At 61.3% G+C, this 26130-nt stretch carries 23 protein-coding genes; 14 read left to right on the top strand and 9 right to left on the bottom strand.

Features of this window, described 5'->3' with window-relative positions; genetic code table 11:
* Window positions 1-399 precede the first annotated feature (399 nt).
* From cmoB to BLO97_RS27480, 8 genes are all read right to left on the bottom strand, one after another.
* On the bottom strand, window positions 400-1356 hold the full coding sequence (gene cmoB, locus BLO97_RS27520) for a tRNA 5-methoxyuridine(34)/uridine 5-oxyacetic acid(34) synthase CmoB (RefSeq protein WP_092143899.1): 957 nt from the start codon (window positions 1354-1356) through the stop codon (window positions 400-402).
* Window positions 1353-2096 (bottom strand): carboxy-S-adenosyl-L-methionine synthase CmoA, encoded by a 744-nt coding sequence (gene cmoA / locus BLO97_RS27515; protein WP_018611163.1) that lies wholly within the window; start codon window positions 2094-2096, stop codon window positions 1353-1355. The genes cmoB and cmoA overlap by 4 nt, the downstream gene beginning before the upstream one ends.
* Window positions 2097-2239: 143 nt before the next feature.
* The gene (locus tag BLO97_RS27510; protein WP_092349135.1) at window positions 2240-2884 is read right to left on the bottom strand and encodes a lysoplasmalogenase; all 645 of its coding nucleotides are present in this window, start codon (window positions 2882-2884) and stop codon (window positions 2240-2242) included.
* Window positions 2885-2886: 2 nt separating this feature from the next.
* Entirely contained in the window at window positions 2887-3279 is a 393-nt protein-coding gene (locus BLO97_RS27505) for a protease inhibitor I42 family protein (RefSeq protein ID WP_092223301.1), read from the bottom strand.
* A 198-nt stretch (window positions 3280-3477) separates the two neighbouring features.
* On the bottom strand, window positions 3478-5892 hold the full coding sequence (lon, locus tag BLO97_RS27500) for an endopeptidase La (protein ID WP_092143911.1): 2415 nt from the start codon (window positions 5890-5892) through the stop codon (window positions 3478-3480).
* Window positions 5893-6045: 153 nt separating this feature from the next.
* The gene (locus tag BLO97_RS27495) at window positions 6046-7359 is read right to left on the bottom strand and encodes an MFS transporter (RefSeq protein WP_092349132.1); all 1314 of its coding nucleotides are present in this window, start codon (window positions 7357-7359) and stop codon (window positions 6046-6048) included.
* A 411-nt stretch (window positions 7360-7770) separates the two neighbouring features.
* Window positions 7771-9012, bottom strand: a complete 1242-nt coding sequence (locus tag BLO97_RS27485; RefSeq protein ID WP_092349126.1) for a transporter associated domain-containing protein — start codon at window positions 9010-9012, stop codon at window positions 7771-7773.
* A gap of 12 nt (window positions 9013-9024) precedes the next feature.
* Entirely contained in the window at window positions 9025-9837 is an 813-nt protein-coding gene (locus BLO97_RS27480) for a cytochrome C assembly family protein (protein WP_092143920.1), read from the bottom strand.
* A gap of 206 nt (window positions 9838-10043) precedes the next feature.
* Here BLO97_RS27480 and ffh point away from each other — a divergent pair, with 206 nt between their 5' ends.
* From ffh to BLO97_RS27425, 11 genes are all read left to right on the top strand, one after another.
* Window positions 10044-11420: a signal recognition particle protein gene (gene ffh / locus BLO97_RS27475; protein WP_003198085.1), complete on the top strand. Its 1377-nt coding sequence runs from the start codon at window positions 10044-10046 to the stop codon at window positions 11418-11420.
* A gap of 251 nt (window positions 11421-11671) precedes the next feature.
* Window positions 11672-11923 (top strand): 30S ribosomal protein S16, encoded by a 252-nt coding sequence (gene rpsP, locus BLO97_RS27470; protein WP_003198088.1) that lies wholly within the window; start codon window positions 11672-11674, stop codon window positions 11921-11923.
* Window positions 11924-11928: 5 nt separating this feature from the next.
* The gene (gene rimM, locus BLO97_RS27465; protein ID WP_058544503.1) at window positions 11929-12465 is read left to right on the top strand and encodes a ribosome maturation factor RimM; all 537 of its coding nucleotides are present in this window, start codon (window positions 11929-11931) and stop codon (window positions 12463-12465) included.
* Window positions 12447-13220, top strand: coding sequence for a tRNA (guanosine(37)-N1)-methyltransferase TrmD (gene trmD / locus BLO97_RS27460; RefSeq protein WP_170845966.1), 774 nt, complete (start codon window positions 12447-12449; stop codon window positions 13218-13220). Before rimM ends, trmD begins: the two co-directional genes overlap by 19 nt.
* A 45-nt stretch (window positions 13221-13265) precedes the next feature.
* Window positions 13266-13616: a 50S ribosomal protein L19 gene (gene rplS, locus BLO97_RS27455; RefSeq protein WP_003175895.1), complete on the top strand. Its 351-nt coding sequence runs from the start codon at window positions 13266-13268 to the stop codon at window positions 13614-13616.
* Between the two features lie 133 nt (window positions 13617-13749).
* On the top strand, window positions 13750-14646 hold the full coding sequence (gene xerD / locus BLO97_RS27450) for a site-specific tyrosine recombinase XerD (RefSeq protein ID WP_003198093.1): 897 nt from the start codon (window positions 13750-13752) through the stop codon (window positions 14644-14646).
* A 306-nt stretch (window positions 14647-14952) separates the two neighbouring features.
* Window positions 14953-15684: a DsbC family protein gene (locus BLO97_RS27445; protein WP_063322825.1), complete on the top strand. Its 732-nt coding sequence runs from the start codon at window positions 14953-14955 to the stop codon at window positions 15682-15684.
* A 132-nt stretch (window positions 15685-15816) separates the two neighbouring features.
* Window positions 15817-17121 (top strand): homoserine dehydrogenase, encoded by a 1305-nt coding sequence (locus BLO97_RS27440; protein WP_003198098.1) that lies wholly within the window; start codon window positions 15817-15819, stop codon window positions 17119-17121.
* 103 nt (window positions 17122-17224) lie between these two features.
* Entirely contained in the window at window positions 17225-18634 is a 1410-nt protein-coding gene (gene thrC, locus BLO97_RS27435) for a threonine synthase (RefSeq protein WP_092349123.1), read from the top strand.
* 120 nt (window positions 18635-18754) lie between these two features.
* Window positions 18755-20125, top strand: coding sequence for a transporter substrate-binding domain-containing protein (locus BLO97_RS27430; protein WP_092223294.1), 1371 nt, complete (start codon window positions 18755-18757; stop codon window positions 20123-20125).
* 184 nt (window positions 20126-20309) lie between these two features.
* The gene (locus BLO97_RS27425; RefSeq protein WP_063322822.1) at window positions 20310-20597 is read left to right on the top strand and encodes a DUF3509 domain-containing protein; all 288 of its coding nucleotides are present in this window, start codon (window positions 20310-20312) and stop codon (window positions 20595-20597) included.
* 234 nt (window positions 20598-20831) lie between these two features.
* Here the strand turns inward: BLO97_RS27425 and BLO97_RS27420 are convergent, their stop codons facing one another.
* Window positions 20832-22031, bottom strand: coding sequence for a CaiB/BaiF CoA transferase family protein (locus BLO97_RS27420; protein WP_092349120.1), 1200 nt, complete (start codon window positions 22029-22031; stop codon window positions 20832-20834).
* Between the two features lie 147 nt (window positions 22032-22178).
* On the opposite strand from BLO97_RS27420, the gene BLO97_RS27415 reads away from it, so the two are divergent.
* From BLO97_RS27415 to BLO97_RS27405, 3 genes are all read left to right on the top strand, one after another.
* Window positions 22179-22721 carry a YaeQ family protein gene (locus BLO97_RS27415; protein ID WP_003198109.1) on the top strand — a complete coding sequence of 181 codons (543 nt, stop codon included), beginning with the start codon at window positions 22179-22181 and terminating at the stop codon, window positions 22719-22721.
* A gap of 158 nt (window positions 22722-22879) precedes the next feature.
* Window positions 22880-24589: a single-stranded-DNA-specific exonuclease RecJ gene (gene recJ, locus BLO97_RS27410; protein WP_092349117.1), complete on the top strand. Its 1710-nt coding sequence runs from the start codon at window positions 22880-22882 to the stop codon at window positions 24587-24589.
* Window positions 24590-24966: 377 nt separating this feature from the next.
* A complete protein-coding gene (locus tag BLO97_RS27405) occupies window positions 24967-26073 on the top strand; it encodes an NADH:flavin oxidoreductase/NADH oxidase (protein ID WP_063322819.1) in 1107 nt (368 codons plus the stop codon).
* The last annotated feature ends 57 nt before the right edge of the window (window positions 26074-26130 follow it).

Below are 26130 nucleotides of genomic sequence, written 5' to 3'. Positions count from 1 at the left end.
TGATTGAGTGAGCTTGAGAGGGGGCTGCTGCGCAGCCCAGCGGGAGCAAGCTCCCTCGCCACAAAAGCCTAAAAGCTCAAAAGCTCAAAAGCTCAAAAGCTCAAAAGCTCAAAAGCTCAAAAGCTCAAAAGCATTCCGGTCGACCAACCGATTTGCTCTTGAAATTGACACTGATTCGAGGCATTCCCTTGACCCGCGCCGTGCCCAATTCCCGTGGCGAGGGAGCTTGCTCCCGCTGGGGCGCGCAGCGGCCCTGGAGCCCGGCGACGCGGTGGATCAGGTTGATTGAGTGAGCTTGAGAGGGGGCTGCTGCGCAGCCCAGCGGGAGCAAGCTCCCTCGCCACAGTGACTCTGACCATCTCCAGTGAACAGCATTGGCCTCCAATAAGGCTGGGCTATTTACTTACGCGCCACAATCACCGCCCGCATCGGCGCCGGCAATCCTTCGATGGTTTTGCCGTGGTCGGCGGGATCGAGGAAGTCGCTCAGCGACTGATACTTCATCCACTCGGTGCTGCGCTGTTCCTCTACGGTGGTCAGGCTCACGTCCACGCAACGCACATCGCTGAACCCGGCGCGGCGCAGCCAGCGCTCCAGGGCCGGGACCGACGGCAGGAACCAGACGTTGCGCATCTGTGCGTAGCGATCCTCGGGCACCAGCACCTGGTGTTCGTCGCCCTCGATCACCAGGGTTTCGAGCACCAGCTCGCCGCCCTTGACCAGACAGTCCTTGAGCGCCAGCAGATGTTCGATCGGCGAGCGCCGGTGGTAGAACACGCCCATGGAAAACACCGTGTCGAAGCCTTCCAGCTCCGGCGGCAAGGCTTCGAATGGAAACGGCAGGTGCCAGGCGTTGGGCTGCGACAGGTAGCGCTGCACCGCCTGGAACTGGCAGAAGAACAGCCAGTTGGGGTCGACGCCGATCACCGTGTCAGCGCCGGCACCGAGCATCCGCCACATGTAGTAGCCGTTGCCGCAGCCCACATCGAGGATGCGCTTGCCTTTCAGGTCCAGGTGCGGGGCCACCCGTGACCACTTCCAGTCCGAGCGCCATTCGGTGTCTACGTGCACGCCAAACAGGTCGAAAGGTCCTTTGCGCCATGGCGACAGGCCCATCAACGCGGTACGCATCTGCGCGCGGGTTTCGTCGGAACAATCGGTGTCGAGCGTCAGGCCGTTCAGCAGATCGACGGTGGTGGGTTGCAAGGCCGGCAGCGCATCGAGGGCGCTTTGCCAACGCTCCAGGTCGCCGTGACCCTTTTCCATCTTGCTGTCGAGTTGCGTCTGCAGCGTCGCGGCCCAATCGGCCAGGGGCGTGCCGGCCAGATGGCGGGCGAGGGGGGACAGATCGATCATGGCAGGGCAATCAACGAGGCGAAGTTAAGACACTGGAACCACGGCACGACTTTCGAGAACCCTGCCGCGAGCAGGCGTTCGCGGTGTTCTTCGAGGCTGTCGGGCTTCATGACGTTTTCGATGGCGCTGCGTTTCTGGGCAATTTCCAGCTCGCTGTAGCCGTTGGCGCGCTTGAACGCCACGTGCAGGTCGGTGAGCAGGGCGTGTTCCTCTGCATCGTTGAAGCGCAATTTTTCCGACAGGATCAGCGCGCCACCCGGCAGCAAGGACTGGCGGATGCGGCTCAACAGTGCGGTGCGCTGGTCCGGCGCGATGAATTGCAGGGTGAAGTTCAGTGCCACCACCGAGGCCGGCTGGAACGTCAGGGCGAGGATGTCGCCTTCGATCACTTCCACCGGCAGCAGCTCCTGGAACATCGAGTCCTGGCCGTTGAGGTATTCGCGGCAGCGCTCGACCATGGCCGCCGAGTTATCCACCGCGATTACCCGGCAACCGTCGGTGCGCACGTGGCGGCGCAGGGCCTGGGTCACGGCGCCCAGGGACGAGCCCAGGTCGTAGAGCACGCTGCCCGGCTGGGCGAATTGCGCGGCGAGCACGCCGAGGTTTTCGACAATGGTCGGGTAACCCGGCACCGAACGCTTGATCATGTCCGGAAACACCCGCACCACGTCCTCGTTGAAGGCGAAGTCCGGCACTTGGGCCAGGGGTTGGGCGAATAGGCGATCAGGGTCTTTGCTCACGGCGGTTCCAGCGGCATGGGTGGTGAAAAGGCCGGCATTTTAACCAAAAAACCTGTGGGAGCGAGCTTGCTCGCGATAGCGATGGTTCAGCCAGCGATAATGATGACTGATAGACCGCTATCGCGAGCAGGTTCGCTCCCACATTATTTGGCTCCGTGTGGCTTTTGGGTAAACGCCGACGCTGTAATGCCCCATTGGCCCAGCCAATAACTGATGATGATCAGGTAAGGCGCGGCATGGAAGGGGTGCACGAACCGGTTGATGCCGATGAGGCTGTCGGAAAACACAAACGCCAGCGCCCCGGCGGCGGCCAGCCACGCCGAACGCTTGGGCACACCGGTGCCCAGCCGCGCCAACGCCCGCCAGAGCATGGCGCTGATGACCAGGCCGTAGACAATCACCGGCACCAGCAACGACCCTAGGCCGTTCGACACCAGGACTCCCAACAGCATCGCACCGATGCCCAAGGCAAGGGCCAAGGGCAGCAGCGCCGGGCGGCGGCAGTCGCTGAGGTAGGCTTTCAGGTAGGCCAGGTGCGCCAGCAGGAACGCGCCGAGGCCGAACACGAACAGGTCCCCCGGCCAGGCCAGCAATACGTCGCCCACCAGCGAGAAAATCAGCCCGAGACTGACCCAGCGCCGATAGTCACTGGGCGGCGCATCGTGCAGCCAGCCGAGCAGGGCCAGCACCGGCATGGGCTTGACCAGCAGGCACAAGAGTGTGGCGTGCACGGTCAGGCCGTACAGGTAGGTGACTGCGCCCATCAGTGCCAGGATCAGCCAGCCCACGGTCAATTCACCGAAATGGCGCAGTCAAAGGTTTCCACGGGCGGCACTTCCGGGGCCCAGGGCTGTTGATAAGTCAGGCGCAAGCGCCCGGTGCCGGCGCTGAACGCCTGGAAGCGCCAGGTCGAAACACCTGCGGCGCCAACGATGCCGGCGTCTTCCGGGTTGCGATAAACCTCCGGCCCCAAGCCCTTCAATACACCACCGGCCGAATCCTGGATCGCCCAGCGATAACCGGTGCTGGGGTTGCTGGGCAGGCTCAGGATCAGGTTCTGTCCGTTATTGAGCCTTACCGGGCACTGGCTCAGTTTTTCCACGGTCACGTTGTGTTTCGGCTGCGTGGCGCAGGCGCTCAACAGGGCGAGGCTGAGGGGGACGAGCAGGCGAGTGAGGGACATAAGGGCAACGGCTCCGGCATTCACGACGAACGGCGAGCATAACCGAAGATGCTACTGGGTGTGTCAGGTGGGGATGTGTTGTCTGTCAGGGCCCCATCGCGAGCAAGCTCGCTCCCACAGGGACTTGTGGCGTTCACAAGATTCCTTTGTGGGAGCGAGCTTGCTCGCGATGAGGCCGGTACAGCCGCTGTATAACGATCAGAACAACACCTTGGCCACATCCGCAAACCGCTTGGCAAAGTGCACCGTGACGCCTTCCTTGAGGTAGTCCGGCAGTTCTTCGAAATTGCCCCGGTTGGCTTCCGGCAGGATCAGTTCGTTGATTTTCTGCCGCCGCGCCGCGATGACCTTCTCGCGCACCCCGCCAATCGGCAGGACGTGCCCGGTGAGGGTCAGTTCGCCGGTCATGGCCACGCCTTTTTTCGGCGGCTGGTTGCGGGCCAGGGACAGCAACGCGCTGGCCATGGTCACGCCGGCGCTCGGGCCGTCCTTGGGCGTGGCGCCTTCCGGTACGTGCAGGTGAACGAAGGCCTCGTCAAAGAACTTCGGATCGCCGCCAAATTGCTTCAGGTGCGAACTGACGTAGCTGTGGGCGATTTCCGCCGACTCCTTCATCACGTCCCCCAGTTGCCCGGTCAGCTTGAAGCCGCGATTGAGGGTGTGGATGCGCGTCGCTTCGATCGGCAAGGTCGCGCCGCCCATGCTGGTCCAGGCCAGGCCGGTGATTACGCCGATGCCGGACAACACCTGCTCGTTGCGGAATACCGGTTTGCCCAGGGAGGCCTCGAGGTCCTTTGGCCCGAGCTTGATCACGGCCTTGGGGTCGTCGATCAGCTTCATCACCGCCTTGCGCACCAGTTTGCCCAGCTGTTTCTCCAACTGTCGCACCCCGGCTTCACGGGCATAGCCATCGATCAGGGCCTTGAGGGCGCTGTCGTTGATACTCAGGCTGCCCTTGGACACGCCAGCCTTGGCCAGTTGCTTGGGCCACAAGTGGCGCTTGGCGATGGCGACTTTTTCTTCGGTGATGTAACCCGACAGGCGGATCACTTCCATTCGGTCCAGCAGCGGGCCGGGGATCGAGTCCAGGGTGTTGGCGGTGCAGACGAAGAGTACTTTCGACAGGTCCAGGCGCAGGTCCAGGTAGTGGTCGAGGAATTCGACGTTCTGCTCCGGGTCGAGGGTCTCCAGCAGGGCCGAGGCCGGGTCGCCCTGGTAGCTCTGGCCCATCTTGTCGATTTCGTCGAGCATGATCACCGGGTTCATCACTTCGACATCTTTCAGCGCCTGCACCAGCTTGCCCGGCTGGGCGCCGATGTAGGTGCGCCGATGGCCCTTGATCTCCGCCTCGTCGCGCATGCCGCCGACGCTGAAACGGTAGAACGGCCGCCCCAGGGATTCGGCGATGGATTTGCCGACGCTGGTCTTGCCCACGCCCGGCGGGCCGACCAGCAGCACGATGGAACCGCTGATCTCGCCTTTGTAGGCGCCGACGGCGAGGAACTCCAGGATGCGGTCCTTGATGTCGTCCAGGCCGGCGTGGTGCTGGTCGAGCACCTTGCGCGCGTGCTTGAGGTCAAGCTTGTCCTGGCCATACACGCCCCACGGCACCGAGGTCGCCCAATCCAGGTAATTGCGGGTGACGGCATATTCCGGCGAGCCGGTTTCCAGGATCGAGAGTTTGTTCATTTCCTCTTCGATGCGCTTCTGCGCCTGGGCCGGCAGCACCTTGCCTTCGAGCCGCTGCTCGAACTGCTCGATATCGGCGCTGCGGTCGTCCTTGGTCAGCCCCAGCTCCTGCTGGATGACCTTGAGCTGCTCCTTGAGGAAGAACTCGCGCTGATGTTCGCCGATCTTGTTGTTGACCTCGGCGGAGATCTCTTTCTGCAGCCGCGCCACTTCGACTTCCTTGCGCAGCATCGGCAGGACTTTTTCCATGCGCTTGAGCATGGGCACGCAGTCGAGCACTTCCTGCAGCTCATTGCCGGTGGCGGAGGTGAGCGCAGCGGCAAAATCGGTCAGCGGCGAAGGGTCGTTGGGGCTGAAGCGGTTGAGGTAGTTCTTCAGCTCTTCGCTGTACAGCGGGTTGAGCGGCAGCAGTTCCTTGATCGCGTTGATCAGCGCCATGCCGTAGGCCTTGACCTCATCGGTCGGCTCGCTCGGCTGGTGCGGGTATTCGACTTCCACCAGGTACGGTGGGCGATGGTGCTTGAGCCAGGTGCGGATACGCACGCGGGTCAGGCCCTGGGCGACGAATTGCAGTTTGCCGCCTTCCCGGCTGGCGTGGTGCACCTTCACCAGCGTGCCGTATAGCGGCAGTTTCGAGGTGTCGAAATGGCGGGGGTCTTCCTGGGGCGAGTCCATGAAGAACAGCGCCAGGGAGTGATGGTCGGACTTGGCCACCAGCTCCAGGGTTTCGGCCCACGGTTCTTCGTTGACGATGACCGGCAGCACCTGGGCCGGGAAGAATGGACGATTGTGGATCGGGATGATGTAGACCTTGTCCGGCAAATTCTGGCCAGGCAGCGCCAGGCCGGTGCCGGAGGAGGTGTGTTCGATGTGGTCGGAATCGGCGTAATCGTGAGTGGCTTCGGTAGAGTGCTGGTCGCTCATGGGGCACCTGCGCAATGGGGTATGGGTCTTAGATGGGGCAGGTGGGGGGTGGTTTCAATGGCGAGTGATTGTTAGCGGTTATTTCATTGGCGGATGTTCAGGCTTGCGACAGGTTCCCGTGGCGAGGCGTGGAGTCCTCGCCACAGGCCCGGCCTAGGCGACCCGGTTCAAGTCGTTATGACGCGTCTCCTTCAAGCACAGCACAGCGATCACACTGAGCAGTGCGGCCGCTGAAACGTAGCCCCCGACATAACTCAAACCACCCATCGCCACCAGTTTTTGGGCGAAGAACGGCGCGGCCGAGGCGCCGACGATGCCGCCCAGGTTGTAGGCCGCCGAGGCGCCGGTGTAGCGCACGTGGGTCGGAAACAGTTCCGGCAGCAAGGCGCCCATGGGAGCAAAGGTCACCCCCATCAGGAACAGCTCGATGCACAGGAACAGCGCCACGCCGCTGGTCGAGCCGTGGGTCAGCAAGGGTTCCATGAGGAAACCCGAGGCAATCGCCAATACGCCGCCGACGATCAGCACCGGCTTGCGCCCGTAGCGGTCGCTGGCCCAGGCCGACAAGGGCGTGGCGGCGGCCATGAACAGCACCGCAAAGCACAGCAGGCCCAGGAAGGTCTCGCGGCTGTAGCCGAGGGTGGATACGCCGTAGCTCAGGGAAAACACCGTCGAGATGTAGAACAGCGCGTAGCACACCACCATCGCCGCCGCGCCCAGCAACGTTGGCGCCCAGTACTGGCTGAACAGCTCGACCAACGGCACCTTTACCCGCTCCTGTCGGGCCATGGCATTGGCGAATACCGGGGTTTCGTGGAGCTTGAGCCGTACATAGAGGCCGACGATCACCAGCACGGCACTGAGCAGGAACGGAATCCGCCAACCCCAGGCGCGGAATTGCTCATCATCCAGGCCCATGGCCAGGGTCAGGAACAGCCCGTTGGCCGCCAGGAAACCGATGGAGGGCCCCAGTTGGGGAAACATGCCGAACCAGGCACGCTTGCCTTTGGGCGCGTTCTCGGTGGCAAGCAGCGCCGCGCCGCCCCATTCACCGCCCAACCCCAGGCCCTGGCCGAAACGCAGCACGCACAGCAGGATCGGCGCCCAGGCGCCAATGCTGGCGTAACCGGGCAGCACACCGATGAGGGTGGTGCACACACCCATCAGCAACAGGGACGCCACCAGCGTGGACTTGCGCCCGATCCGGTCACCGAAGTGGCCGAACAGCGCAGAGCCCAACGGGCGGGCAAGGAAGGCGATGCCGAACGTCAGGAAGGACGACAGCATCTGTGCCGTGCCTGAGGTTTGCGGGAAGAACACCGGCCCGATCACCAGGGCCGCAGCCGTGGCGTAGACGTAGAAATCGTAGAACTCGATGGCGGTGCCGATGAAACTTGCGGTGGCCACGCGGGTGGTCGAGTTTGTCGGCTGGGCAGACACAGCCTCGTTGCAGGTAGCGGTCGTCATGCGGTTATCCCTGACAGTCATGTGCTCCATTGGAGCGAATTATTATGGTCGAACACCCAGGGATGTGGGCGGGTATCCTTTCGCTGTTTCGGGTGGGAACAGTCGCAGGACTGATGCGGATTTTGCCGATGGTCTGGCCGGAACCGGCTGGGTGCGGGGTAGGCACGGGGTTCGGGCGGGGCTGGGTAAGCGGATGGAGTATAGGAAGGAGGCTAACGAATCAACAATACCTATTGACGCCGAAACGAGCCTTTGTGGCGAGGGGATTTATCCCCGTTGGACTGCGAAGCAGTCCCAAAAAGACGTTGCGCCGAATCTGAGGCAACTGACTAACAATTTGGGGCCGCTGCGCGACCCAACGGGGATAAATCCCCTCGCCACAACTGTGTTTCACTTCGAGACTGTTGGGAGCTAAGAGGCGGCAGGCACCAAACTGTTATGCCACGCCAGCACCTGGCTGACACGGTTGTCCACGGTCTCGATGATTTCCAGTCGATAACGGCCGATCTTCAGGCACACCGGGCTTTCGGGGATGGTTTCCAGGGCTTCGGTCACCAGCCCGTTGAGGGTCTTGGGGCCGTCGCAAGGCAGATGCCAGCCCAGGGTCCTGTTCAATTCGCGGATCGACGCCGCGCCATCGATCATCAGGCGACCATCGGGCTGGGGGTGGACGTGGGGGTTGTCGAGGCTGTGCTCGCTTTCGAATTCGCCGACGATTTCTTCCAGGATGTCTTCCAGGGTGACGATGCCCAGCACTTCGCCGTACTCGTCCACCACCATGCCCAAGCGCCGTTGCTGCTTGTGGAAATTCAGCAATTGCAGTTGCAATGGCGTGCTTTCAGGGACGAAGTAAGGCTCGTGGGAGGCGGCCAGCAGCGCTTCTTGGGTCAGGCTCGCATCCGCCAGCAAATGACGGATCTGGCGCGTGTTGAGCACCGCTTCGACCTGGTTGATGTCGCTGTGGAACACCGGCAGGCGGGTGCGACGGTTCAGGCGCAGCTGTTCGATGATCTCGCCGATGGGGTCGTCGAGGTTGATCCCATCGACCTCGCTGCGGGGCACGAGGATATCGTTGACGGTGATGTTGTCCAGGGCGTGGATGCCGGAAATCGGGTGCAGTCGGCTGCTGCCGTGCTCAGGTTCGTGTTCGCTGCGCGGTGGCGCGGGCATCTCGTCGTCGCTCTGCTGCACGATGCTGGCCTTGCGCGCAAAGGGGCGCAGCAACAATTGGCTGGCACTATTCAACAGCCAGGCAAACGGATAGAGGATCTTCAACGGTATGCCAAGCAACGTGTTGCCCAGCGCCAGCACCGCTTCGGGCTGGCGGGTGGCCAAGGCGCGCGGCAGGTAGTCGGCAAGCACCAGCAGGGCGGCGCTGGTGCCGAGCCAGGCGACCCAGGGGCCGTTTTCCAGCCAGGTAAAAATCGCCAGCAAGGTGCCGATGACCACGGCCAGGGTGCGACAGAGGGTATTGCACAGGATCAGGCTGGCCAGTGGGAATGTCAGCGTTGCCAGCGGTTTGTCACTGGCGCGCGAGGCCGTGCGCTGGGCCAACAGATGCTGCTGGGCGGCTTCGATGGCGGTGAACAGGGCCGACCAGAGGATCAGCACCACCAGCACGGCAAACAGCGGCACCACGGGCAATGTATCCATCAGGGCCGTCCGTCAGACATGCAGGATGTATTCGCGAACCAACTTGCTGCCGAAGTACGCGAGCATCAGCAGGCAGAAACCGGCCAGGGTCCAGCGAATCGCCTTGTGGCCGCGCCAGCCGAGGCGGTTGCGGCCCCACAGCAGCACGCTGAAGACGATCCACGCCAGGCAGGCCAGCAGGGTCTTGTGCACCAGGTGCTGGGCGAACAGGTTCTCGACGAACAGCCAACCGGAGATCAGCGACAGCGACAGCAGGCTCCAGCCGGCCCAGAGGAAGCCGAACAGCAGGCTTTCCATGGTTTGCAATGGCGGGAAGTTGCGGATCAGCCCGGACGGGTGTTTGTTTTTGAGCTGGTGGTCCTGCACCAGCAGCAGCAAGGCCTGGAACACTGCGATGGTAAACAGGCCGTAGGCGAGGATCGACAGCAGGATGTGGGCAAGGATGCCCGGCTCTTCGTCGATGATCTGCACCGTACCTGACGGCGCGAACTGCGCCAGCAGCACCGTCGCCAGCCCCAGCGGGAACAGCAGCACCAGCAGGTTCTCCACCGGGATGCGCGAGCAGGCGATCAGCGTCAAGGCGATCACAGCCACGGCGATCAGGCTGGCGGCGTTGAAAAAGTCCAGGCCCAGGCCGATCGGCGTCATCAAGTGGGTATAAAGGCTGGCCGCGTGGCCGAGCACCGCCAGCACGCCGAGCGTGACCAGCAGGCGTTTGTTCGCCTTGGCGCCGGTGGCCAGGCGGGTGCCTTGATAGAGGGTCGCAGCGGCATAAAGGCAGGCGGCGGCGAGCGTGGCAAGCAAGCTGGGTGACAAGGGGAGCATAAATCCTGTTAGGCAAGCCCGAAAGGCGCTGAGTTTGGCATAGAACCGCCTCCGCACGAAAGACCACAGCAACTGACAGCAAGGTGTACGTTGCCCGCTTCTTCGCTATAATCCGCGACCTGCCCACGCCGCAGGCTCGCCGAGCACATTTTTCACGGTCTGGGCCGCCATTATCCCGGTCTCATCTGGGCCTGAAAGGATCGCGCATGTTTGAAAACCTAACCGACCGTCTCTCGCAGACGCTGCGCCATGTCACCGGCAAGGCGAAACTGACCGAGGACAACATCAAAGACACCCTGCGCGAAGTGCGCATGGCGTTGCTCGAAGCCGACGTCGCCCTGCCGGTGGTCAAGGACTTCGTCAATTCGGTCAAGGAACGCGCCGTCGGCACCGAAGTGTCGCGCAGCCTGACACCGGGCCAGGCGTTCGTGAAGATCGTCCAGGCCGAACTCGAAAGCCTGATGGGCGCCGCCAACGAAGACCTGAACCTGAGTGCCGTACCGCCAGCGGTGGTGCTGATGGCTGGTCTGCAGGGCGCGGGCAAGACCACGACAGCCGGCAAGCTGGCGCGCTTCCTTAAAGAGCGCAAGAAGAAGTCGGTGATGGTGGTGTCGGCGGACATCTACCGTCCGGCGGCGATCAAGCAACTGGAAACCCTGGCCAACGACATCGGCGTGACGTTCTTTCCGTCCGACCTGAGCCAGAAACCGGTGGACATCGCCCAGGCGGCTATTAAAGAAGCCAAGCTGAAATTCATCGACGTGGTCATCGTCGATACCGCCGGTCGCCTGCACATCGATGAAGAGATGATGGGCGAGATCAAAGCGCTGCATGCTGCGATCAACCCGGTGGAAACCCTGTTCGTGGTCGATGCCATGACCGGCCAGGACGCGGCCAACACCGCCAAGGCATTCGGCGATGCGCTGCCGTTGACTGGCGTGATCCTGACCAAGGTCGACGGTGACGCCCGTGGCGGTGCCGCGCTGTCGGTACGGGCCATTACCGGCAAGCCGATCAAGTTCATCGGTATGGGCGAGAAGAGCGAAGCGCTCGAGCCGTTCCACCCCGAGCGTATCGCTTCGCGCATCCTCGGCATGGGCGACGTGCTCAGCCTGATCGAGCAGGCTGAACAGACCCTCGACAAGGACAAGGCCGACAAACTGGCCAAGAAGCTGAAGAAGGGCAAGGGCTTCGACCTCGAAGACTTCCGCGACCAGCTGCAACAAATGAAGAACATGGGCGGCCTCGGCGGGCTCATGGACAAACTGCCGAACATCGGCGGCGTGAACCTGGCGCAGATGGGCAACGCCCAAGGCGCGGCTGAAAAGCAGTTCAAGCAGATGGAAGCCATCATCAACTCCATGACCCCGGCCGAGCGCCGCGACCCTGAGCTGATCAGTGGTTCGCGCAAGCGCCGTATCGCCATGGGTTCCGGCACCCAGGTGCAGGACATCGGTCGCTTGATCAAGCAGCACAAGCAGATGCAGAAGATGATGAAGAAATTCTCCGCCAAGGGCGGAATGGCCAAGATGATGCGCGGCATGGGCGGTATGTTGCCCGGCGGCGGCATGCCGAAAATGTAAAGAATCTGCGCCGGCTGTCATGTCGGCGTTGCCCCGCACGGATGCGGGGATCTCCAGCAAACCCGCGCTACGCGGGAGCTGACTTGCCGTTTTTCATGACGGCTCTATGGCAAATCTTGATCGCATGGCGCCAGGCGCCGGAAAAAGACATTTGCAAAAGTCCGGATATTCCTTAGAATATGCGGCCTTTCGGGCACCTATGCCCGCTGTGCATTTAGATTTGCAGCACCGACTACAGGAACGATGTTCACATGCTAACAATCCGTCTTGCCCTTGGCGGCTCCAAAAAGCGCCCGTTTTACCACCTGACCGTAACCGACAGCCGCAACCCGCGTGACGGTTCCCACAAGGAGCAGGTTGGTTTCTTCAACCCTGTTGCCCGTGGTCAGGAAGTTCGTCTGTCCGTGAACCAAGAGCGCGTAGCCTACTGGCTGAGCGTTGGTGCACAACCTTCTGAGCGCGTTGCTCAGTTGTTGAAGGAATCGGCTAAGGCTGCGGCCTGAGCAATATGAACGCGACGCCAAAAGATGCTGATGATTTGATCGTTGTCGGCAAAATCTACTCTGTACATGGCGTTCGCGGCGAAGTGAAGGTGTATTCCTTTACTGATCCGATCAAGAACCTGTTGGACTACAAAACCTGGACGCTCAAGCGCGAAGGTAGCGTGAAACAGGTGGAGCTGGTCAGCGGACGCGGGAACGACAAGTTCCTGGTCGCAAAGCTCAAGGGTCTCGATGATCGTGAAGAAGCGCGTCTTCTGGCCGGTTATGAGATCTGCGTGCCGCGCAACCTGTTCCCTGAACTGACCGACGGCGAGTACTACTGGTACCAGCTGGTGGGTCTGAAGGTCATCGACCACCTCGGGCAATTGCTCGGGAAAATCGATCACCTGCTCGAGACCGGTTCGAACGATGTCATGGTGGTCAAGCCTTGCGTCGGCAGCCTGGATGATCGCGAACGCCTGTTGCCCTATACCGAGCAATGCGTGTTGGCCGTCGACCTTGCCGCAGGCGAGATGAAGGTGGAATGGGATGCGGATTTCTGAACGTGGCTAACTTGCGCGTTGAAGTCATCACATTGTTTCCCGAGATGTTTTCCGCCATCAGCGAGTACGGCATAACCAGCCGCGCGGTGAAACAGGAGCTGTTACAGCTCACCTGTTGGAATCCGCGGGACTACACCACGGATCGGCATCACACTGTGGACGATCGCCCGTTTGGCGGTGGTCCGGGCATGGTGATGAAGATCAAGCCCCTGGAAGATGCGCTGGTTCAGGCCAGGACGGCAGCCGGGGAGGGTGCGAAGGTGATCTACCTGTCGCCCCAAGGCCGCCAGCTGACTCAGTCGGCGGTACGCGAGCTGGCGAATTCGGATGCATTGATCCTGATTGCCGGCCGTTATGAAGGCATTGACGAGCGTTTCATTGAAGCTCATGTCGATGAAGAGTGGTCGATTGGCGACTATGTACTGTCTGGCGGCGAGCTGCCGGCGATGGTCCTGATCGATGCGGTTACACGACTGCTGCCTGGAGCTTTAGGGCATGCAGATTCCGCTGAGGAAGATTCCTTTACGGATGGTCTGCTGGATTGCCCGCACTACACCCGACCGGAGGTGTATGCGGATCAGCGTGTTCCCGACGTGTTGCTAAGTGGCAACCACGCGCACATCCGGCGTTGGCGTTTACAGCAGTCCCTTGGTCGGACCTATGAACGACGCGCCGATCTTCTGGAAAGCCGCTCGCTTTCTGGAGAAGAGAAGAAGCTGCTCGAGGAATACATCCGCGAGCGGGACGATAGTTAACAACGTATCGATGGTGAGTCCGACGACTTGCCTTAGGAGCACAGCATGACTAACAAAATCATCCTTGCACTCGAAGCAGAGCAGATGACCAAAGAAATCCCTACCTTTGCCCCAGGCGACACCATTGTCGTTCAGGTGAAAGTGAAGGAAGGCGACCGTTCCCGTCTGCAAGCGTTCGAAGGCGTCGTTATCGCCAAGCGTAACCGCGGCGTGAACAGTGCATTCACCGTTCGTAAAATCTCCAACGGTGTTGGCGTAGAGCGTACTTTCCAGACCTACAGCCCGCAAATCGACAGCATGGCTGTCAAGCGTCGCGGTGACGTACGTAAAGCCAAGCTGTACTACCTGCGTGACCTGTCGGGTAAAGCAGCTCGCATCAAGGAAAAACTGGCTTAAGTCCAGCTTCCGATGCAAAAAAAAGCAGCCTGCGGGCTGCTTTTTTGTTGCCTGCGATTTGCGCTTTGAGCACCCTGCATAGCTTCACTTGCCATTTTGATGCTGTGTGTGCCCGCATCCTTCAAGAGTTCTTATGCCCGCCATCGATCATCCGCTGATAGACCAGTTTCTCGACGCCCTGTGGCTGGAAAAGGGGTTGTCCGATAACACCCGTGATGCTTATCGCAGTGACCTGGCGCTGTTCAATGGTTGGTTGCAGGAAAACCACCTGGAACTGATCAATGCCGGCCGGGAATTGATCCTCGATCACTTGGCGTGGCGCCTGGAGCAGAACTACAAACCGCGCTCGACGGCGCGGTTTCTCTCTGGCTTGCGTGGTTTTTATCGCTATTTGCTGCGGGAAAAATTGATTGCGGTGGACCCGACCTTGCGCGTGGAGATGCCGCAATTGGGGCGTCCATTGCCCAAGTCCCTCTCGGAAGCCGATGTGGAAGCGCTGCTGGCGGCCCCCGACCTCAGCGAAGCCATTGGTCAGCGCGACCGGGCCATGCTGGAAGTCTTGTACGCCTGCGGCCTGCGGGTCACCGAGTTGATCAGCTTGACGCTGGAACAGGTCAATCTGCGCCAGGGCGTGCTGCGGGTGATGGGCAAAGGCAGCAAGGAACGCCTGGTGCCGATGGGTGAGGAAGCGATCGTCTGGGTCGAGCGCTACATGCGCGATGCCCGCCACGAACTGCTGGGCGGGCGCCCCAGCGACGTGCTGTTCCCCAGCCTGCGCGGCGAGCAGATGACCCGCCAGACGTTCTGGCACCGCATCAAGCACCAGGCCAAGGTGGCCGGAATCAACAAATCCCTTTCGCCCCACACCTTGCGCCATGCCTTCGCCACACACCTGCTCAATCACGGTGCCGACTTGCGGGTGGTGCAGATGCTGCTGGGCCATAGCGACCTGTCCACCACCCAGATCTATACCCACGTCGCCCGGGCGCGGTTGCAGGACTTGCATGCCAAGCATCACCCGCGTGGATAGGCGTTGCATCGCTTTTTGTGGCGAGGGAGCTTGCTCCCGCTGGGGCGCGCAGCGGCCCTGAATCCGCACACCAGGAACTGTCAGGAAAAACGGGTGCGTCATTAGCGACTGCTGCGCAGTCGAGCGGGAGCAAGCTCCCTCGCCACAAAGTTACTGATGCTCGTACATTGCGTGTTGTCTTGCGACAGGTGCATTCGGTCGCGCGGGCCTTATGTGGTAGGCTTTCCCGGTTTGCACAGTGGGCGGTTGGAACCCGAATCTGCGGGTCGGCGTTTCCCGTCTCATTTGTTCGCCTCAGGAGTCCCCATGCGTTTGATCCAGATGTTCACCGCCGCCGCCATTGCGCTGGCCAGTACCTTTGCCATTGCCGACGACGCGGCCGACAAGGCTATCCGCAAGAGCCTGGAAAACCTTCAGCTCGAAGTGCCGATCGAAACCATCTCGGCCAGTCCCATGGCTGGCCTGTATGAGGTCAAGCTCAAGGGTAGCCGTGTGCTTTACGCCAGCGCCGACGGTCAGTACATCGTCCAGGGCAATCTGTTCGAGCTCAAGGACGGCAAGCCGGTCAATCTCACCGAGATGACCGAGCGCCAGGGCATTTCCAAGTTGATCAATGGCATTCCAGTTGCTGAAACCGTGGTCTATCCGGCCATTGGCGAAACCAAGTCCCACATCACCGTGTTCACCGACACCACTTGCCCGTATTGCCACAAGCTGCACGCCGAAGTGCCGGAACTGAACAAGCGTGGCATCGAAGTGCGCTATGTTGCATTCCCGCGCCAGGGACTGGGCTCGCCGGGCGATGAGCAGTTGCAGGCGGTCTGGTGCTCCAAGGACAAGAAAGCGGCCATGGACAAGATGGTCGATGGCAAGGAAATCAAGGCCGCCAAGTGCGAGAACCCGGTTTCCAAGCAGTTCGCCCTTGGCCAGTCCATTGGTGTGAACGGCACGCCGGCCATCGTTTTGGCCGACGGCCAGGTGATTCCGGGCTATCAGCCGGCGCCACAAGTCGCCAAACTGGCCCTGGGCGCAAAATGATCATGGGCGATCCGCTTCTGAAGATCACGGCTCGGCGAAAACCTTCGTCGGGCCGTTAAACACAAAGTCGCGTTGCTGCGCGGCTGTATTTCACGGCCGACCTTGTGTCGGCCGTTTCATGGGGAGTCAAGAGTGAATCCGGTCAAAGTAGGCATCTGTGGGTTAGGTACCGTCGGTGGCGGCACCTTCAACGTACTTCAGCGCAACGCCGAGGAAATTGCTCGTCGTGCCGGGCGTGGGATCGAAGTGGCACAAATTGCCATGCGCACGCCAAAGCCTCAGTTCCAGACGACCGGTATTGCGATTACCAACGATGTCTTCGAAGTGGCCACGAACCCTGAGATCGACATCGTCATAGAGCTGGTCGGCGGCTACACCGTTGCCCGTGAGCTGGTACTCAAGGCCATCGAGAATGGCAAGCATGTGGTCACCGCGAACAAGGCGCTTATCGCTGTTCACGGTAATGAGATTTTCGCCAAGGCCCGCGAGAAGGGCGTGATCGTGGCTTTCGAAGCCGCCGTGGCTGGTGGTATCCCGGTGATCAAGGCGATCCGCGAAGGCCTGTCCGCCAACCGTATCAACTGGGTCGCGGGGATCATCAACGGCACCGGCAACTTCATCCTCACCGAGATGCGCGAGAAGGGTCGTACCTTCGAAGACGTGCTCGCCGAAGCCCAGGCCCTGGGCTACGCAGAGGCTGATCCGACGTTCGACGTGGAAGGCATCGACGCAGCGCACAAACTGACGATCCTGGCCTCCATTGCGTTCGGCATCCCGTTGCAGTTCGACAAGGCCTACACCGAAGGCATCACCAAGCTGACCACCGCTGACGTGAACTACGCCGAAGCCTTGGGCTATCGCATCAAGCACCTGGGCGTGGCGCGCAGCACCGCCAATGGCATCGAGCTGCGTGTGCACCCCACCTTGATCCCGGCCGATCGCCTGATCGCCAACGTCAACGGTGTGATGAACGCGGTGATGGTCAACGGCGACGCCTCCGGCTCGACGCTGTTCTACGGTGCCGGTGCGGGCATGGAGCCGACGGCCTCTTCGGTGATCGCCGACCTGGTGGACGTGGTTCGCGCCATGACCTCGGACCCTGAAAACCGTGTGCCGCACCTGGCCTTCCAGCCAGACTCGCTGTCGGCTCACCCGATTCTTCCGATCGAGGCATGCGAAAGCTCCTACTACCTGCGCATCCAGGCCAAGGACCATCCGGGTGTGCTGGCCCAAGTGGCGAGCATTCTCTCGGAACGCGGTATCAACATCGAGTCGATCATGCAGAAGGAAGTCGAGGAACACGACGGCCTGGTGCCGATGATCCTGCTGACCCATCGTGTGGTCGAGCAGCGCATCAACGACGCGATTGCGGCGTTGGAAGCGCTCCAGGGTGTCGTTGGCCCGGTGGTCCGTATCCGCGTTGAACATTTGAATTAATCAGCGGCAAGCTCCGAGCCGCAAGCGACAAGTAAAAGCCGATTCGCTTTCAACTTGCCGCTTGCCGCTTGAAGCTCGAAGCTCAAACCGAAGGTTTGCCCTTATGCGCTATATCAGCACCCGCGGCCAGGCACCGGCCCTGAATTTCGAAGATGTCCTCCTGGCTGGCCTGGCCACGGACGGCGGTCTCTATGTGCCGGAAAACCTGCCGCGTTTCACCCAGGAAGAAATCGCTTCCTGGGCCGGCCTGCCGTATCACGAGCTGGCGTTCCGGGTCATGCGCCCGTTCGTCACCGGCAGCATCCCGGACGCCGATTTCAAGAAAATCCTGGAAGAGACCTATGGCGTCTTTTCCCACAACGCCATCGCACCGCTGCGTCAACTCAACGGTAACGAATGGGTCATGGAGCTGTTCCACGGCCCCACCCTGGCGTTCAAGGACTTCGCCCTGCAATTGCTCGGTCGCCTGCTGGACTACGTGCTGCAAAAGCGTGGCGAGCGTGTGGTGATCGTCGGTGCCACTTCTGGCGACACCGGTTCGGCGGCCATCGAAGGCTGCAAGCATTGCGAGAACGTCGACATTTTCATCCTGCACCCGCACAACCGGGTCTCGGAAGTACAACGTCGGCAGATGACGACGATTTTTGGCGATAACATCCACAACATCGCCATCGAAGGCAACTTCGATGACTGCCAGGAAATGGTCAAGGCCAGTTTCGCCGACCAGAGCTTCCTCAAGGGCACGCGGCTGGTGGCGGTGAACTCGATCAACTGGGCGCGGATCATGGCCCAGATCGTTTATTACTTCCACGCGGCCCTGCAATTGGGCGGCCCGGCCCGCTCCGTGTCGTTCTCGGTGCCGACCGGCAACTTCGGCGATATTTTCGCCGGTTACCTGGCGCGCAACATGGGCCTGCCGATCAATCAATTGATCGTCGCCACCAACCGCAACGACATCCTGCACCGCTTCATGAGCGGCAACCAGTACGTCAAGGAAACCCTGCATGCCACGCTGTCGCCTTCGATGGACATCATGGTGTCGTCGAACTTCGAACGCTTGCTGTTCGACCTGCACGGTCGCAATGGTGCGGCGATTGCCGGCCTGATGGACAGCTTCCGCCAGGGCGGCGGTTTCAGCGTCGAGCCTGAGCGCTGGACCGAAGCCCGCAAGTTGTTCGACTCCCTGGCCGTGGACGATGAGCAGACTTGCGAAACCATCACCGAGGTGTTCACGCAGAGTGGCGAGCTGCTCGATCCGCACACGGCCATTGGCGTCAGGGCCGCTCGTGAGTGCCGTCGTAGCCTGGACATCCCGATGGTGATTCTCGGCACGGCGCATCCGGTCAAGTTCCCGGAAGCCGTGGAGAAAGCCGGTGTAGGAAAAGCGCTTGAACTACCTGCACATCTTTCTGATTTGTTTGAGCGAGATGAGCGTTGCACCGTGTTGCCCAACGACTTGAAGGCTGTGCAGGCCTTTGTCAGCCAGCATGGCAACCGCGGCAAGCCGCTCTGATAGCCTAGACCTGTCACATTTTGAAGCCCGTCTCCTGACGGGCTTTCTTGTTTCTGCATGCCAAACTGACCAGGTTTTCGCCCTTGGAGGGACGGGCGAGTCATCTCGAAGGAAATGCAGATGTCGTTTTTTAGCAAATGCAAGCCAGCCCGGGGCTGGGTAATGGGCCTGGCCCTGATGCACTGGGTGCAAGGGGGCAATGCGACGCAGTTGGCGGCTTTCGAAACGCCGCCGTTCAATCCTGGCGAGCGGCTGGTATTGGATGCACAGGAATTGAAGTGGATCAAGGAGAACCCCCGCGTCATTGTGGCCACGATGCAGTTTCCGCTGTACCTGTTCAAGAATGAACTGGGGCAGTGGAACGGTCTGAACCACGACATTCTCCAGCGCATCTCGCAAATGACTGGCCTTGAGTTCGTGCATCGGGAGTCGTTCTCCCCCGGCGAGTTGCTGACGATGCTGGAGAACAGCGAAGCCGACATGACGACCCTCTTGGCGATGAATGACGAACGCAGGGATTTCCTGAGCTTCAGCCATGCATTTGGTGGCTCGGGCTGGGTATTTGTTGGCCGTGACGGAGAGTCGATCCTCCATTCGCTGGAACAGCTGGAAGGGAAGGTCCTGGCGTTGCCGGCGCGGCATGCCCTGGAAGCGGAGATCAGGCGCGACTACCCGGCCATCAAATTGCGCACGACCAAGACCTATGGCGAGGCGCGGGCATTGGTCGAGAGTCGGGAGGCCTATGCCACCATCGAAAATGAAACCGGGGTGCATCTCTATCCGGCGGGGCAATTGCAGGTAGGAAGGGGGCTTGAGGGCAAGTGGGAACCTGACTACCTCGCGGTACGCCAGGACCTGGCCGTGCTGCTGAGCATCTTGAACAAAGCCCTGGAAGCCTTCCCGGCCAAGGACATGCGCGCGCTGCGTTCCAAATGGATGGCCGGCAGCACACCCGCGCCGGCGCCATCGATCTGGGAGCGGTTTTCTCGCTGGGGGTACTGGTGCGTGACCGTGGTCGTGGTGTTCGGCCTCCTGTCCCTGCTATGGAACCGTCGTCTGCAGATACAAATCGACCAGCGCCTCAAGGCTGAGGCGATCCTCAAGGACCAATTGATGCTCCAACGCGCCTTGATGGACGCCATTCCCGACCCGATTTTCATCCGGGACCTGGAAGGGCGCCTGGTCATGTGCAACAAAAGCTACGAGGACCAGTTAGCGACCCGCTTCGAAAAGCTGCGGGGCACGCGGCTGACGGATTTGGCGGCATTTCCACCGGCCACCGCTGAGTTGCTCCATGGGGAGGTGATGGAGCAATTGCGCACCGGCCAGTCTCGGTTCTTCGACCGGCAATTGATGTTCAGCAGCGGCTTGCGGGAAATCTATCATTGGTCGGTGCCCTTCTATGGGGCTGATGGGCAGTTGCGCGGCATTCTGGGGGGCTGGACCGATGCCGGGCGTCGGCGGCGCCGTTGCGACAAGTTGATGGCCTGACGCCGACCGTCACCACGCCAAGGCCTCAAGAGAAGGCTGTTGTTTGCCTGTCATATTGGGCGCGCATGCTCGGTTGAACAGGTTGGAGGCGTGCCGGTCCGGTGCGCTGACGAACTTTCTGCTGCGGCCCACGGTCACTTACTGTGAACATGCAGTTGTTTTCGGACTATTGAAGGGTGAGCGAATGGAAAGTATCAGCCTATTGCTGAGTGAGGCTTTGAGCCCGTATCTGGTCACGCTGACTCCCTCCGGCGCCAAGGGCGAATGCCTGGTGACGCTGAAGAATGCCTCCGGGGCCATCATGGTCGAGCGAGTGTTCAATCAGGCCCAATTGACCGACAAGCGTCAGTTGACGGATGTGGTCGATGGCCTGCATCGCGATGTATTGATTGCCGAGGGCCGCCTGGAGCCCTGTGTGATTGCGGCGCTGCGCAATCTGGCGCGCGACAAGGTCATGGTCGGGGCGAATTGACTGGGGGTTTGTGGGAACCTTCCTACGTCCTGACGAGTCAAACTCTTTACCAACAAGAGCAAGCATTGTGCTCCGGTGCTTGTCGCTTGTTGTACGGACCATGAATGGTCACGTTTAACCCCGAGTCGTCTCCCCACTTCTCGGGGTTTCTTTTTGCCTGGCTTTTACGTTTTTAGCGCGTTCTGTCAGGCGCTCCCACAGGTCTGATCTTCTGTGACGGCCTGCTGCGGTGTGTCAAATGGCACCCTCGGTGCGCAGCTTGGCGATCTGCTGTGCATCGTAGCCAAGCTCGCCGAGCACTTGTGTGTTGTGTTCACCCAGCGCCGGCCCGACCCATTCGGAGGTGCCCGGGGTGTCGGAGAGTTTCGGTACGATCCCCGGCATCTTGAACGCCTTGCCGTCCGGCAACTTGGCCTGCAGGAACATTTCACGGGCCAGAAACTGTGGGTCGCTGAACATATCCTCGGCGCTGAAGATCCGACTGGCCGGCACTCCGGCCTGGTTCAATTGGTCGATAACGCTATCGAGCGGCAGCGCGTTGACCCAGCGATCGATGACGCCGTACAGCTCGTCGCGGCGGCTGTCACGGCCATCGTTGCTGGCCAGTTGCGGGTCATTGGCCAGGTCGTCGCGGCCAATGATCTGCATGAAGCGCTTGAAGATTGCGTCGCCGTTGGCGCCAATCTGCACGTGCTTTCCGTCAGAGCTGGTGTGGATGGACGAGGGGGTGATGCCGGGCATGATGTTGCCGGTGCGCTCACGGATGAAGCCGAACACATCGAACTCCGGCACCATGCTTTCCATCATGGCGAAAATCGCCTCGTACAGGGCCACGTCCACCACTTGCCCGGTTCCGCCATTGATCTCGCGGTGACGCAGGGCCATCAATGCGCCGATCACGCCCCAGAGGGCGGCGATGGAGTCGCCGATGGAAATCCCGGTACGCACTGGCGGGCGGTCCTCGAAGCCGGTGATGTAGCGCAGGCCACCCATGGATTCGCCCACCGCGCCAAACCCCGGCTGGTCTTTCATCGGCCCGGTCTGGCCGAAGCCCGAAAGCCGCACCATCACCAGTTTCGGATTCAGCGCGTGCAGGACATCCCAGCCCAGGCCGAGCTTTTCCAGGACGCCGGGGCGAAAATTCTCGATCAGGATATCGGCTTCGCCGAGCAGCTTTTTCAGGATCGCCAGGCCTTCAGGGTGCTTGAGGTTCAAGGTCAGGGACTTCTTGTTGCGTGCCTGGACGAACCACCACAGCGAGGTGCCTTCGTATAGCTTGCGCCACTTGCGCAGGGGGTCACCGCCGTCGGGCGATTCGACCTTGATGACTTCGGCACCGAATTCGCCGCAGATGCGCGAGGCGAAAGGCCCGGCGATCAAGGTGCCGAGTTCGATGACTTTGACGCCGGCAAGGGGTTTGGCAGTAAGCGACATGACAGATCCTGTAGGACAAAGGCAGAACGAATAGAGCGTTTTATCATAGGCCAGCGTCAGTCGCCGTAGGTTGATGGTCGGCAATTCGTGGATTGCCCGCGTCATCGGTTAGACTTGCCGCCTTTCCTCGTATCAAGAAGCCCGTTCATGGCCCAGCCGTCCACGACTTACAAGTTTGAACTGAACCTCACCGATCTCGACCGCAATGTGTATGAGAATGTGAAGCAGACCATCGCCCGCCACCCTTCGGAAACCGAAGAGCGCATGACCGTGCGTCTGCTGGCCTACGCATTCTGGTACAACGAGCTGCTGGCGTTTGGTCGTGGCCTGTCAGACGTCGACGAGCCTGCGCTGTGGGAAAAAAGCCTGGATGACCGTGTGCTGCACTGGATCGAAGTCGGCCAGCCGGATGCCGATCGCCTGACCTGGTGTTCGCGCCGGACCGAGCGCACCAGCCTGCTGGCTTACGGCAGCCTGCGGGTGTGGGAAGGCAAGGTGATCCCGGCGGTCAAGAACCTGAAAAACGTCAACATCGCCGCTGTGCCCCAGGAAGTGCTCGAAACCCTGGCCCAGGACATGCCCCGGGTGATCAAGTGGGATGTGATGATCAGTGAGGGCACGATTTTCGTGACCGACGACCGTGGTCAGCATGAAGTCCAGCTGCAATGGTTGCTGGGCGAGCGTGGTTGAGCCGTTGACCCGGTATTGAGTGAACTCATTGTGGCGAGGGAGCTTGCTCCCGCTTGGGTGCGCAGCGCCCACAAAAAGGGGCCGCTTCGCAGCCCAGCGGGAGCAAGCTCCCTCGCCACAGTCCAGGATCCAAAAAATAGAGAAATGTCCGTCACCCCATGCGCATAGAACCCCGCGAACTGCCCGACACCCTGCCATTTCTCGGTGATCTGCCGCCGCTGTTGACCCGCCTGTACGCCGCGCGTGGTGTGCAGTCCGAGGCTGAACTGGACAAGAGCCTGGCGCGCTTGATTCCCTTTCAGCAGCTCAAGGGGATCGACGCCGCGGTGGATCTGCTGGTGACGGCGCTGGAGCAACGCCAACGCATCCTGATCGTGGGCGACTTCGATGCTGATGGCGCGACCGCCAGCACCGTGGGCATGCTCGGGCTGCGCCTGCTCGGTGCGGCCCATGTCGACTACCTGGTGCCCAATCGCTTCGAATATGGCTACGGGCTGACCCCGGAAATCGTCGAAGTCGCCCTGGCCCGCGAACCGCAGTTGCTGATCACCGTGGATAACGGTATTTCCAGTGTGGAAGGCGTGGCGGCGGCGAAAGCGGCGGGGCTCAAGGTGCTGGTCACCGACCACCACTTGCCCGGCCTCGAACTACCGGCGGCCGATGCCATCGTCAATCCGAATCAGCCGGGCTGCGAGTTCCCGAGCAAGGCCCTGGCGGGTGTCGGGGTGATTTTCTATGTGCTGATGGCCCTGCGGGCGCGTCTGCGCAGCCTGGGGTGGTATGCCAGTACACCCCAGCCGAACATCGGCGAATTGCTCGACCTAGTGGCCCTGGGCAGCGTGGCCGACGTGGTGCCCCTGGACGCGAATAACCGGATCCTGGTGCACCAGGGCCTGGAACGGATTCGCGCCGGACGCGCCCGGCCCGGCATCAAGGCAATCCTGGAAGTGGCCAAGCGCGACGCTTCACGGATTACCTCTACCGACCTCGGCTTTATCCTCGGGCCGCGCCTGAATGCGGCAGGACGCCTGGACGACATGAGCCTGGGCATTGAATGCCTGCTCACCGACGATCCGGCCCTGGCACGGGAGATGGCGGCGCAACTGGACGGCATGAACCAGGACCGCAAGTCCATCGAGCAGGGCATGCAGCGCGAAGCCCTGGCTCAGCTCAAGGACCTGCCCGTGGAGTCGATGCCATTCGGCTTGTGCCTGTTCGATCCGCAGTGGCACCAAGGGGTCATCGGCATTCTCGCCTCGCGGATGAAAGAGCGCTATTTCCGCCCGACCATTGCCTTTGCCGATGCCGGGGACGGCTTGCTCAAGGGCTCGGGGCGCTCGGTGCCGGGCTTTCATATTCGTGATGCGCTGAGTGTGGTGGCGGCGCAGCATCCCACCCTGATCAGCAAGTACGGCGGTCACGCCATGGCTGCGGGGCTGACGCTGCCGGAAGCGAATTTTCCGTTGTTCGCCGAGGCGTTCGATGCGGAAGTGCGCCGGCAGTTGCGCGAAGAAGACCTGACCGGCCGGCTGTTGTCGGATGGCACCTTGGCGGTGGAGGAATTCCACCTCGAGCTGGCCCGGGCGCTGCGCCATGCCGGTCCCTGGGGCCAGCATTTCCCGGAGCCGATGTTCCATGGCGTGTTCCAGTTGGTCGAACAACGCGTGGTGGGCGAACGGCACCTTAAGGTCGTCCTCAAGAGCGAGTGCGGCTCGGTGAAGCTCGACGGCATTGCCTTCGGCATCGACCGCGAGATCTGGCCCAACCCTACCGTGCGCTGGGTGGAACTGGCCTACAAGCTCGACCTCAACGAGTTCCGCGGCCAGGAAACGGTGCAGTTGATGATTGCCCATATCGAACCGCGCTAGGCTCTAGCTGTTAGTTACTGTGGGAATACTGTCCTGTGGCGAGGGGATTTATCCCCGTTGGGGCGCGAAGCGGCCCTACAACCTGACAACTCGGTCCGTCTGATAGGTCCAGGGGGCTGCTGCGCAGCCCAGCGGGGATAAATCCCCTCGCCACAAAGTCACAGGCCCGATCGAGAGTAATCTGGTCACACCGTCGGTTTTTAAGTTCTGAACCCTCCGTCCCTGCGGGTTGTCGACTAGGCTCTAAGCACTGCTTGATAGCCCTTGTGACGTCTTGTCGAATTTTTTGCCCGCGGGGGCGGGTGTTGCACCTTTTGTCACACGTCGACTTTTCAAACAGAACCCTGGAGCCTGCCCACTGATTCGAGAGGTGCCCCATGAGTCTGCTGCTGGAACCCTATACCCTTCGCCAATTGACCCTGCCCAATCGCATCGCGGTATCGCCGATGTGCCAGTATTCGAGCACCGATGGCCTGGCCAACGATTGGCACCTGGTGCACTTGGGCAGCCGTGCCGTGGGCGGTGCCGGCCTGGTGTTCACCGAAGCCACCGCCGTCACCGCCGACGGTCGCATCACTGCCCAGGACCTGGGGCTGTGGAATGATGAACAGATCGAACCCTTGCAACGCATCACCCGGTTCATTACCGCCCAAGGGGCCGTGCCGGGCATACAACTGGCCCATGCCGGACGCAAGGCCAGCACCTGGCGACCCTGGCTGGGCAAGCATGGCAGCGTAAAACCGGCGGACGGCGGTTGGGTGCCGGTTGGCCCATCGCCGATTGCCTTCGACCCGCAGCACACCCAGCCGGTCCAACTGGACGAAGGGCAGATCGCCGGGGTGATCCAGGCCTTCGTGGACTCGGCCAAGCGTGCTCTCACGGCCGGCTTCAAGGTGGTTGAGGTCCACGCGGCCCATGGTTATCTGTTGCATCAGTTCCTCTCGCCCTTGAGCAATCAGCGGCGCGATCAATATGGCGGCTCGTTCGAGAATCGCATCCGCCTGGTGCTGCAAGTCACCGAAGCGGTGCGGGCCGTATGGCCTGAAGAACTGCCGGTGTTCGTTCGCGTTTCTGCCACCGATTGGGTCGAGGACGGGTGGAACCCGGACGAAACCGTGGAGCTGGCACGGCGGTTCAGGGCCCTGGGAGTGGATTTGATCGATGTGTCATCGGGTGGCACGGCCGCCAATGCGGAAATTCCCACCGGCCCGGGTTACCAGACGCGCTTTGCCGAGCGGGTGCGCAAGGAGTCGGAAATCGCCACCGGCACCGTCGGCATGATCACCGAACCGGCCCAGGCCGAACACATCCTGCGCACCTGCCAGGCCGATATCATCTTCCTGGCCCGCGAATTGTTGCGCGATCCGTACTGGGCCCTGCATGCCGACGATGACCTGGGCGGACGCAAGGCCACGTGGCCCGCGCAGTACCAGCGGGCCACGCATCGGGACCAGCCGATTCATGAGTCGGATTTGCGTGATTGAGTGAGGGATAAAAAAGCCCCGGTCTTGTTGGCCGGGGCTTTTGCTTATCTGGCGGAA

It is taken from the genome of Pseudomonas sp. NFACC05-1 (assembly GCF_900100135.1).
GTDB lineage: Bacteria > Pseudomonadota > Gammaproteobacteria > Pseudomonadales > Pseudomonadaceae > Aquipseudomonas > Aquipseudomonas fluorescens_Q.
The sequence above is the reverse complement of the archived record's forward strand: the minus strand, read 5'-3'. Positions and strand labels throughout refer to the sequence as shown.